General features: G+C 66.1%; 9 protein-coding genes. 8 read left to right on the forward strand and 1 reads right to left on the reverse strand.

Annotated features, from left to right (window positions below):
• Window positions 1-269 precede the first annotated feature (269 nt).
• The gene (locus IAE34_RS16330) at window positions 270-2447 is read left to right on the forward strand and encodes a malate synthase G (RefSeq protein WP_200139995.1); all 2178 of its coding nucleotides are present in this window, start codon (window positions 270-272) and stop codon (window positions 2445-2447) included.
• Window positions 2448-2507: 60 nt separating this feature from the next.
• Here IAE34_RS16330 and IAE34_RS16335 read toward each other — a convergent pair whose 3' ends face one another.
• Window positions 2508-2951, reverse strand: a complete 444-nt coding sequence (locus tag IAE34_RS16335) for a response regulator (protein ID WP_200139996.1) — start codon at window positions 2949-2951, stop codon at window positions 2508-2510.
• A 216-nt stretch (window positions 2952-3167) separates the two neighbouring features.
• On the opposite strand from IAE34_RS16335, the gene IAE34_RS16340 reads away from it, so the two are divergent.
• The 7 genes from IAE34_RS16340 (at window position 3168) to IAE34_RS16370 (ending at window position 11298) form a co-directional block, all read left to right on the forward strand.
• Entirely contained in the window at window positions 3168-5105 is a 1938-nt protein-coding gene (locus IAE34_RS16340) for a putative nucleotidyltransferase substrate binding domain-containing protein (protein WP_200139997.1), read from the forward strand.
• The gene (locus IAE34_RS16345; RefSeq protein WP_200139998.1) at window positions 5102-5812 is read left to right on the forward strand and encodes a 3'-5' exonuclease; all 711 of its coding nucleotides are present in this window, start codon (window positions 5102-5104) and stop codon (window positions 5810-5812) included. The genes IAE34_RS16340 and IAE34_RS16345 overlap by 4 nt, the downstream gene beginning before the upstream one ends.
• A gap of 115 nt (window positions 5813-5927) precedes the next feature.
• Complete coding sequence (locus IAE34_RS16350; RefSeq protein ID WP_200139999.1) at window positions 5928-6446, forward strand: RNA polymerase sigma factor; 519 nt, start codon at window positions 5928-5930, stop codon at window positions 6444-6446.
• Window positions 6443-7399 carry a FecR domain-containing protein gene (locus IAE34_RS16355; protein ID WP_200140000.1) on the forward strand — a complete coding sequence of 319 codons (957 nt, stop codon included), beginning with the start codon at window positions 6443-6445 and terminating at the stop codon, window positions 7397-7399. Before IAE34_RS16350 ends, IAE34_RS16355 begins: the two co-directional genes overlap by 4 nt.
• A 119-nt stretch (window positions 7400-7518) precedes the next feature.
• Window positions 7519-9951, forward strand: coding sequence for a TonB-dependent siderophore receptor (locus IAE34_RS16360; protein WP_200140001.1), 2433 nt, complete (start codon window positions 7519-7521; stop codon window positions 9949-9951).
• Window positions 9952-10012: 61 nt separating this feature from the next.
• Window positions 10013-11125 (forward strand): PepSY-associated TM helix domain-containing protein, encoded by a 1113-nt coding sequence (locus tag IAE34_RS16365; RefSeq protein ID WP_200140002.1) that lies wholly within the window; start codon window positions 10013-10015, stop codon window positions 11123-11125.
• Window positions 11122-11298, forward strand: coding sequence for a hypothetical protein (locus IAE34_RS16370; protein ID WP_200140003.1), 177 nt, complete (start codon window positions 11122-11124; stop codon window positions 11296-11298). Before IAE34_RS16365 ends, IAE34_RS16370 begins: the two co-directional genes overlap by 4 nt.
• Window positions 11299-11325 lie beyond the last annotated feature (27 nt).

Genomic DNA, 11325 nt, shown 5'->3' on the forward strand with positions numbered 1-11325 from the left:
TTTCTTGCGAACATGGATTTTCCTGACGTGACTCCAGGTGACCAGAAGGTCGCACAAAGACGCCAGTGGTCCGATATTCATCCGGCCGACGCTTCATGTAGTATGCGTCGGCGCAGACTACAAAACGTCATGCGGATGTCTGCCGAGGTGCCTGTGACGCCATGTGGCTCGTCCGCCAGCGTGACGGACAGCGACATGGCAGCACGTGTCTGGAAGCGCTACAGGCTTATTACAGAAGAGCGAAACAGCTGAGCAGAGTGAGGCAAGCAATGACTGGATACGTTCAAGTCGGTGGCCTTCAGGTCGCCAAGGTTCTGCATGACTTCGTCAACGACGAAGTGCTGGCCGGAACCGGCATCGTCGCCGAGCAGTTCTGGAGCGGTGCACAGAAGATCATCAACGACCTCGCTCCAAAGAACAAAGCCCTGCTCGCCAAGCGCGACGAGCTGCAAGCCAAGATCGATGCCTGGCACCAGGCACACTCAGGCCAGGCCCACGACGCCTCTGCCTACAAAGCCTTCCTGCAGGACATCGGCTACCTGTTGCCGCAACCGGCCAACGTCCAGGCGACCACCCAGAACGTCGATGAAGAGATCGCCCACATGGCCGGCCCGCAGCTGGTCGTGCCGGTGATGAACGCGCGCTTCGCCCTGAATGCGGCCAACGCCCGCTGGGGTTCGCTGTACGACGCACTGTATGGCACCGACGCCATCAGCGAGGACGGCGGCGCCGAGAAGGGCCAGGGCTACAACAAGGTACGCGGCGACAAGGTGATCGCCTTCGGCCGCGCGTTCCTCGACGAGGTCGCGCCCCTGGCGGCCGGCTCGCATGTGGACGCCAGCGCCTACCGCATCGACGGCGGCAAACTGATCGTCGCCCTCAAGGGCGGCAGCAACAGTGGCCTGCGCGACGACGACCAGCTGATCGGCTTCCAGGGCCCGGCCAATGCGCCGACCGCCGTGCTGCTCAAGCACAACGGCCTGCACTTCGAGATCCAGATCGATGCCGACACGCCGGTGGGCAGCACCGATGCGGCGGGGGTCAAGGACATCCTGATGGAGTCGGCCCTGACCACCATCATGGACTGCGAAGACTCCGTCGCGGCCGTGGACGCCGACGACAAGGTCGTGGTCTATCGCAACTGGCTGGGCCTGATGAAGGGCGATCTGGCCGAAAGCGTGACCAAGGGCGGCAAGACCTTCACCCGCACCATGAACCCGGATCGCGAATACAGCGCACCCAATGGGGGCACCGTCACCTTGCATGGTCGTTCGCTGCTGTTCGTGCGTAATGTTGGTCATCTGATGACCAACCCGGCGATCCTCGACGCCCAGGGTGACGAAGTGCCCGAAGGCATCCAGGATGCGCTGTTCACCAACCTGATCGCCCTGCACAACCTCAACGGCAACACGAGCCGGCGCAACACCCGCTCTGGCAGTGTGTACATCGTCAAGCCGAAGATGCACGGGCCTGAAGAGGTGGCCTTCGCCGCCGAATTGTTCAGCCGGGTCGAAGACCTGCTGGGCATGCCGCGCAATACCGTGAAGGTCGGCATCATGGACGAGGAGCGCCGCACCACGGTCAACCTCGCCGCCTGTATCCAGTCGGCCGCCGAGCGCGTGGCGTTCATCAACACCGGCTTCCTCGACCGCACCGGCGACGAGATCCACACCTCCATGGAGGCCGGTGCCATGGTGCGCAAGGGCGCCATGAAGAGCGAGAAATGGATCGGCGCCTACGAGAACAACAACGTCGACGTCGGCCTGGCTGCCGGCCTGCAAGGCCGCGCACAGATCGGCAAGGGCATGTGGGCCATGCCGGACCTGATGGCCGCGATGCTCGAACAGAAGATCGCCCATCCGATGTCCGGCGCCAACACCGCCTGGGTGCCTTCGCCCACGGCCGCCACCTTGCACGCTTTGCACTATCACAAGGTGGATGTGCAGGCGCGCCAGCGTGAACTGGCCAGCCGCACGCCTGCATCGGTCGACGACATCCTCGCCATCCCGCTGGCCAGCGATCCGAACTGGTCGGCCGACGAGATCCGCAACGAGCTGGACAACAATGCCCAGGGCATCCTCGGCTATGTGGTGCGCTGGATCGACCACGGCGTGGGCTGCTCCAAAGTGCCGGACATCAACAACGTCGGCCTGATGGAAGACCGTGCCACCCTGCGCATCTCCGCCCAGCTGCTGGCCAACTGGCTGCGCCATGGCGTGGTGACCCAGGAGCAGGTGCTGGAGAGCCTCAAGCGCATGGCGGCCGTGGTTGACCGGCAGAATGCCAGCGATGCCCAGTACCGACCGATGGCCGCGAACTTCGATGACAACATCGCCTTCCAGGCGGCGGTCGAGCTGGTGATCGAAGGCGCCAGGCAACCCAACGGCTACACCGAGCCGGTGCTGCACCGCCGCCGTCGCGAGTTCAAGGCGCGTAACGGGCTGTAACGAGCAAAGCCCCTGGGGACCCGGCCCACGCCGTGTCCCCAGGGGCTTGCTGCGGGCGCATCAGTCGATCCGCAATTCGCGCTTCACCAATTCCAGCAGCTTGCCCAGGTCCACCGGCTTGAGCAGGAAGTCCAGCACGCCCAGGTGCATCGCATCCACCGCCTCCTTCACATCGGTATCGCCCGATACCACGATGATCGGAATCTCCGCCCGCTCCGTTTCGCGCACCTTGTGGATCAGCTCCAGCCCGTCCACCGGGAGCATGCGCAGGTCGGTGATCATCAGTGCGATGCGCGGCTCGTAGTGCAGCTTGAACAACGCCTCCTCGGCGCCGTCGGCGGTCATGCAATCGATGCCCCGGCTCTTCAGATACAGGCTCAAGGCCTCGCTGTTCACCGGGTTGTCGTCCACCACCAGCACCACTGGCCGAGCTGCGGCAGGCGCACTGGTTCCGGCCAGGGCCTCGCGCTCGGCGTCACTCAGTATGTCGTCATGCTCAGCCATGGCCTTCTCGTCAAAAAATGTTCGTCTTAAACATCAGACCGGCAAAACCGTCCTAGCTGCCGGGCCTTTCGTCGGATTCTTGACGTGGCCCACACGGCCTAGACTTACGTCCAATGGGCACGCCATGCCGAGCGGTCGAACATGGGGCTGGACAACAACAAAACCGCCCCTATACAGACTATATATATAGATGGGCGTATGACAGATGGTCAGCCCATGAGCAAGAAGGACGCCTACACCCAGGCAGGCCGCACCGCCGTGCTGCAGAACGTTCAGGGTACCCTGCAGTTCCTGCAGCGCTTTCCGCCATTCAACCAGATGGAGCAGGGGCATCTGTCGTTTCTGGTCGAGCAGTGCCAGCTGCGCTTCTATGCCGAGGGTGAGAGCATCATCAAGCCTGCCGACGGGCCGGTCGAGCATTTCTACATCGTCAAGCAGGGCCGTGTGAAAGGCGAGCGTCAGCACGTCACCGGGCCAGGCGTGGACACCACCTTCGAGATCACCAGCGGCGAATGCTTTCCGCTGGCCGCACTGCTCGGCGAAAGGGCCACGCGCACCGAGCACCTGGCCGCCGAAGACACCTTCTGCCTGCAACTGAACAAGGCCGCGTTCATCCGCGTGTTCTCCCTGTCGGAGGTGTTGCGCGATTTCGCCTTGCGGGGGGTGAGCAGCCTGCTCGACCAGGTCAACCAGCAGGTGCGCCAGCGTGCCGCGCAGACCCTCGGCAGCCAGTATTCGCTCGATACGCCACTGGGCGAGCTGGCGATGCGTCATCCGGTGGTGTGCGCGCCTGACCTGCCGCTGCGCGAGGCCGTACGCCTGATGCACGGGCAACAGGTCGGCAGCATCGTGATCATCGACGAACGGCGCTTTCCCATCGGCATCTTCACCCTGCGTGACCTGCGCCAGGTGGTCGCCGATGCCAGCGCGGCCCTGGACGCCCCGGTCGCGCGCTACATGACCGCCGCGCCGTTTTCACTGCCGCCCCAGGCGAGCGCCTTCGACGGCGCGCTGGCCATGACCGAGCGGCATATCGCCCATGTGTGCCTGGTCGACCAGGGCCGACTCTGTGGCGTGGTGTCCGAGCGCGACCTGTTCTCGCTGCAGCGGGTCGACCTGGTGCACCTGGCGCGGACCATTCGCCATGCTCCCCGACTCGAAGCGCTGGTGGCCCTGCGCGGTGAGATCGGCCAACTGGTCGAACGCATGCTGGCCCACGGCGCATCCTCCACCCAGATCACCCAGCTGATCACCCTGCTCAACGACCATACGGTGTGCCGGGTGATCGAACTGGCCATGGCCGAGCAAGGTGACCCGGGCGTGGCGTTCAGCTGGCTGTGCTTCGGCAGCGAGGGCCGTCGCGAGCAGACCCTGCACACCGACCAGGACAACGGCATCCTGTTCGACGCGGCCGACGCCGCCGAGGCTGCCGCGATCCGCGCACGCCTGCTGCCCTTGGCGCAGCTGATCAACCAGAACCTGGCCCAGTGCGGATTCAGCCTGTGCAAGGGCAACGTTATGGCCGGCAACCCCGAACTGTGCCTGTCGCGCAGCGAATGGGCGCGCCGCTTCGCCGGTTTCATCCGCGAAGCCAGCCCGGAAAACCTGCTGGGCTCGAACATCTACTTCGACATGCGGGTGGTCTGGGGTGACGAACAGGGCTGCGAGCAACTGCGCCAGGGCATCCTCGCGCAGGTGGCGGACAACCGGCTGTTCCAGCGCATGATGGCCGACAACGCGCTGCGCCAGCGCCCACCGGTCGGGCGTTTGCGCGACTTCGTGCTGACCCGCCAAGGCAGCGACAGCACCGCCACCCTCGACCTCAAGGTCCAGGGCCTCACGCCCTTCGTCGATGGCGCGCGGTTGCTGGCCCTGGCCCATGGCATCGCAGCCAACAACACCTTCGAGCGCCTGCGCCAGCTGGTGGCCAGGGGTGTCATCGACGCCCTGGACGGCGCCGCCTTCGAGGAGGCCTACCACTTCATCCAGCAGACCCGCATGCAGCAGCACCAGCGCCAGAGCCGCGACAACCAGCCCTACTCCAACCGCCTCGATCCGGACAGCCTCAACCACCTGGACCGGCGGATCCTGCGCGAGTCGCTGCGCCAGGCCCAGCGCCTGCAGAGCAGCCTGGCCCTGCGGTATCAACTGTGAAGCTGTTCGCCCGCTGGCGGCGCGGCGTGCCGACGCTCGATGGGCACTTGCAGCAGCGGCTGGCGCAGCTACCCCGCCCGGTCGCGCTCGGCGTGCAGTCGCTGCGCGAGCAGCGCTGGGTGGTGCTGGACCTGGAGACCAGCGGCCTGAACCTGCAACGCGACCAGGTGCTGTCGATCGGTGCGGTGGCCATCGAGGACGGCGGCATCGCCCTGGGCAACCAGTTCGAGCGCACACTGCGGCGTCCCGAACAGAAGACCACCGCCAGCGTGCTGATCCATGGCCTGGGTCCCAGCGCGCTGGCGGCCGGCGCGGATCCCGCCGAGGCGTTGATCGAGTTGCTGGAGTTCATCGGCGACAGCCCGGTGCTGGCTTTCCACGCCCCGTTCGACCAGGCCATGTTGAGCCGTGCGCTCAAGCACACCCTGGACTACCGCCTGGCGCACAGCTTCATCGACGTGGCCGAGCTGGCGCCCATGCTCAACCCGCACACGGTGCTGCGCGAGGCCGGGCTCGACGACTGGGTGGCCCGCTTCGGCCTGCACGTGCAGGCACGTCATCACGCCAGCGCCGACGCCCAGGTGACCGCCGAGCTGGCGCTGATCCTGTTCAGCCAGGCCCGTCGCCAGCAGTTGGACAGCCCGCTTCAGCTCGAACAGCGCCTGCGCCAATGGCGCCGTCGAGCATTGCAGCCGCACGGTCTGTAAAGGCGTCCGCCAAAGCGCGATCATTCTGACAAGCGTCAATTGCGTCCCCTGCTGTCCCTCTGCCACAATCGCGAATCATTATCGTTATTCCACGCATTCTTTCCGGGGATCGCCTTTGTCGCCTGCGCACAGTCCACACGCCGAGCTGGTCGGCAGCCTGTACCGCGACCATCGCGGCTGGCTGATGGCCTGGTTGCAGCACAGCACCGCCTGCCGTCAGCGCGCCGAGGACCTGAGCCAGGACACCTTCGTACGCCTGCTGGGCCGTGACGAGCTGAACGCGCCCCGGGAACCGCGCGCCTTTCTCGTCGCCATCGCCAAGGGTCTGCTGTTCGACCACTATCGGCGTGCGGCCCTGGAACAGGCCTACCTGGCCGAGCTGGCGCGCCTGCCCGAGGCCGAGCAGCCGTCCCCGGAAGCCCAGCACCTGATCCTCGAAGACCTCAAGGCCATCGATCACAGGCTCGCCAGACTGTCGAGCAAGGCCCGTGCAGCCTTCCTGTACAATCGCCTCGATGGCCTGGGCCATGCCGAAATCGCCGAGCGCCTGGGCGTCTCGGTGTCCCGTGTGCGCCAGTACATCGCCCAGGGTCTGCGCCAGTGCTATGTGGCGCTGTACGGCGAGCCGACGTGACCAGCCTGCCGGTCTCGTCCAAGGTGCTGGAGGCGGCGATCGCCTGGAAACTGTGCCTGGAAGGCGGCGATGGTACTGCGCACGAGCGCGACGCCTTCGAGCGCTGGCATGCCGCCAGCGATGAACATGCCCGCGCCTGGTTCCAGCTCGGCATGCTCGACCAACGTGTGGCCACCGGCGCCGGCCCGGCACGCCATGCACTGCTGCAATCGCGCGCCGGCCTGCGACAGCGGGTCGGCAAGCTGGGCGGCGGCCTGCTCGGCATGCTGCTGCTCGGCGGGCTGCTGGCCTGGACCGGCGCACCGTCGCTGGCCCCCAGCTACTGGCTGGCCGATCAACGCACCGGCACCGGGGAACTGCGCACCCTGCGCCTGGAAGATGGCACGCTGCTCAGCCTGGACACCCACACGGCGGTGGACATCGACTACACCGGCGAGCACCGCGTGATCGTGCTGCACCAGGGCGAGATCTCGGTCGAAACCGGCCACCACGACCCGCGCCCGCTGTGGGTGCGCACCGACGACGGCCGTCTGCGTCCGCTCGGCACGCGTTTCCTGGTCAAGCGCGAAAGCGCCGGCACGCGGCTGGAAGTGCTGCAGGCACAGGTGGCGGCGCAACCGCGCGGACGCAGCGACGAGCAGGTCCTGCACGAAGGCCAGCAGGTGCTGATGAATGCGCAGGGCCTGGGGCTGATCGGACCGGTCAAGGCCGGTGCCGATGCCTGGACCCGCGGCATGCTGGTGGTGGACGACGTGCGCCTGGGCGATCTGGTGGCGGAACTGGCGCGCTATCGCAGCGGCTACCTGGGCATCGCCCGCGAGGTGGCCGACCTGCGCGTCAGCGGCAGCTTCCCGCTGACCGACACCGATCTCGCCCTGGCCTCGCTGGTCCCGGCGCTGCCGGTGAAGGTCGAGCGGCGCACCGCGTGGTGGGTCAGCGTGGAGCCACGCTGACCCACAGCTGAACCTCGATCCCCGACAGGCGCCGGATTTTTTTCGCTGCCTGCCCTGTCACTTTTCCATTCTCGCTCGGCAAGGAAGCAATCAGTCCTTATCCTGTCGAGGAGCCCTGCATGTCCCGCGCTGTCGAGTCCTACCTGCGTCCCAGCCTGATGGCCCTGGCCATCGGCCTCGCCACCCCGCTGCTCACCCCCCTGGCGTTCGCCGCCGAACAGTCCAGCGTGCATACCTACGACGTGCCGAGCGGACCGCTGGCCGGCACCCTCAACCGTATCGCCAGCGATGCCGGTATCGCCCTGGCGCTGGATCCGGCCCTGGCCAACGGGCGCCGCTCGGCGCCGGTCAAGGGGCAGTTCGACGGCGTCGGCGCCCTGCAGGCGGCGTTGCTCGGCACAGGTCTGCAATTGCAACAAGGCAGCGCCGGCAGCTACAGCCTGATCGCCGTGCCGGACGGCAGCCTGGCGCTGCCGGAAACCCGCGTGCAGGCCAGCGCAGAAGGCGAAAGCGCCTGGGGTCCGGTTCAGGGTTATCTGGCCCGGCGCACCGCAGCCGGCACCAAGACCGATACCGCGCTGGTGGAGGCGCCGCGCTCGATCTCGGTAGCCACTCGCCAGCAGCTGAACGACCGCAGTGTGCACAGCCTCGATGACGCGGTGAAATACATGCCGGGCATCGTTTCCTCCAGTTTCGGCAGCGACACCCGCTACGACTGGATGCGCGTGCGCGGTTTCGAGCCGACCCAGTTCCTCGACGGTCTGCCGTTGCCACGCGGGGTCTATGCCAACCCCAAGCCCGAGACCTGGAACCTCGACCGCCTGGCGCTGCTGCGCGGCCCAGCCTCCTCGGTGTACGGGCAGACCCCGCCGGGCGGCCTGCTGGACATGGTCAGCCGCCGCCCGCAAGCCGAGTCGCTGCACGAGATCGAAGTGCAGTACGGCAGCGACAACCACCGCCAGATCAACTTCGCCAGCACCGGCAAGATCGATGACGACGGCCGCCTGCTGTATGGGGTCAGTGGCGTGGTACGCGATGGCGGCACGCCGATCGATCATATCGATGACAAGCGCTACAACATCGCCCCGAGCCTGACCTGGAACATCGACGAGGATACTTCGCTGACCTTGCTCAGCCAGTTCACGCGGGACGATACGGGCGCAACCAGCCAATTCCGGCCGATCCAAGGCACCAAGATCGACATGCCGTTCGGCAAGATCTCGCGCCACAAGAACCTGGGCGACCCGGACTACGAGTATTACGACCGGACCTACTATGCCCTGGGCTACGCCTTCGAGCATCGCATCAACGATGTCTGGCAGTTCCGCCAGAACCTGCGCTACACCAAATCGGACCTGGCCTTCCAGACCATCACGCCCGGCAGCTACTACTCGCCAGGCGGGCCGGTGCGCGATGACGGCACGGTCAGCCGCCTGTCCACCAATACCGACGAAGACATCAGCCAGTTCGCCGTGGACAACAACCTCCAGGCCGACTTCGCCACCGGTGACGTCAGCCACACCCTGCTGATCGGTCTGGACCACCAGCGCGTCAACACCAACTACCTGTCGATCTTCGGTTTCAACGTGCCGGACAGCAATGTCCTGAATCCTGTCTACGGGTTGCCGATCACCCGTCCGGACCGCTCCACGGCCTTCTACGACTATGACCAGAAATCCCGCCAGACCGGCGCCTACCTCCAGGACCAGATGGCCCTCGGCAACTGGCGCCTGACCCTCGGCGGCCGTGAGGACTGGGTGCATACTGGCACCAAGTTCCACAACCAGGGCGATGCCACCAGCACCCGACGCGACAAGCAGTTCAGCGGCAATGCGGCGCTCAGCTATGTGTTCGATTCGGGCTGGGTGCCGTACCTGTCCTATGCCGAGTCGTTCCAGCCGGCGATCAATGCCAACGTGTCGGCCACTCAGTCCTTCAAACCGACCGAAGGCCAGCAGTGGGAGCTGGGTGTCAAATACCAGCCGCCCGGTTCGAACACCTTGCTGACCGCAGCCGTGTATGACCTGACGCAGAAGAATGTCTCGGTCACCAACAACATTGGCGGCATCACCGTCACCAGCCAGACCGGCGAAGTGAAAGTGCGCGGCCTGGAGCTCGAAGCCACCTCGGAAGTCACCAAGAACCTCAAGGTGATCGCGGCCTATACCCTGGCCAAGTCCGAAGTGCAGGATGGCGAGTTCAAAGGCAATCGCCTGCAACTGATGCCCAACCAGCAAGCCTCCCTGTGGGCCGACTACACCTGGCACGAGGGCCTGCTCGATGGCGCGGGCATCGGCGGCGGTGCGCGCTACACCGGCAACACCTACGGCGACCAGGCCAACACCTACCTGGGCAAGGCCAAGGCCTACACCGTGTTCGATGCCGCCGTGCATTACGACCTCGGGCGCCTGGACCGCAGCCTGGAAGGCGCCTCGGTGGCGGTCAACGCCACCAACCTGCTGGACAAGCGCTACCTCTCGACCTGCGACAGCTACTACTGCTACTACGGCGACCCGCGCAGCGTGGTGGTCAGCGCCAAGTACCAGTTCTGAGTGACGGCGCCCTCGCGGGCTGGTTCCGCGAGGGCGTTGCCCGTTCCCGCCAGGAGCTGTGATGAAAAGCCACACCATTCGCCGCTGGTCGGCGATCCACACCTGGAGCAGCCTGGTCTGCACCCTGTTCCTGCTGTTGCTGGCCGTCACCGGCCTGCCGTTGATCTTCCACCACGAACTCGAACACCTGCTCGGCGATGCGCCCACCTTGCGCGAAATGCCGCCCGGCACTGCGCACCTGGACCTGCAACGCCTGGTGATCGAGGCCGAACGGCATCGCCCGGGCGAGGTCATGCAGTACTTCGGCTTCGACGAAGACGAACCCGACGGCGTGGTGGCCATTACCGCCGCCACCGCCGGCACCGAGCCCAACGCGTCGCACACCTTCATGCTCGATGCCCGCACGGGCGAAGCCCTGGCCATGCCGGCCGCCAACGGTGGCATCATGATGGTGCTGTTGCGCCTGCATGTGGACATGTTCGCCGGACTGCCCGGCAAATTGCTGCTGGCCTTCATGGGCGTGTTGTTCGTGCTCGCCATCGTCTCCGGCACCGTGCTGTACGCCCCGTTCATGCGCCGCTTGCCCTTCGCTGCGGTGCGCACCGACAAATCCTCGCGCCTGCGCTGGCTCGACCTGCACAACCTGATCGGCATCGTCACCCTGACCTGGGCGCTGGTGGTGGGCGTGACCGGGGTGATCAGTGCCTTGTCCGACCTGGTGATCGCCGCCTGGCGCAACGACACCCTGGCCGCCATGGTCGCGCCTTACCGAGACGCGCCCGCCCTGACCGAGCGTGCGCCGGCCACCCGGCTGCTGGACATCGCCGAACAGGCAGCGCCAGGCATGCGCGCCGACTTCATCGCGTTTCCGGGTACCCGCTTTTCCAGCGAGCACCACTATGCCGTGTTCATGAAAGGTGCCAGCCACCTGACCTCGCACCTGCTCACCCCGGTGCTGATAGACGCCCGCACGCTCCAGGTGACGGCGGTGGGCGAGCGCCCCTGGTACATGGATGCCATGGGCCTGTCGCAACCGCTGCACTTCGGCGACTACGGCGGCCGCCCGATGCAGGTGCTCTGGGCGGTGCTGGACGTGCTGACGATCGTGGTGCTGATCAGCGGCCTCTACCTGTGGTGGGGCAAGCAGCGCAGGACGCGGGAGGCTCGGGCATGAGCCACAGGTCGCAAAGCACCCGAAGGATCTTCGCCTGGCCTGTACTGATCGCCGGCCTGGGCGCCGCCGGTCTGTTCGCTGCACTGCTGGGCGATGGCGCCTGGGACGTACTGGCCTGGGTAGGGCTCGGTCTGCCTGCGGTGCTGTCGGTGCGCGCTTTGAGCCGAAGGTGAGGTAGCCGGCTAATGCGCTTCGCCTCG

The organism is Pseudomonas sp. S30 (assembly GCF_016518545.1).
GTDB lineage: Bacteria > Pseudomonadota > Gammaproteobacteria > Pseudomonadales > Pseudomonadaceae > Aquipseudomonas.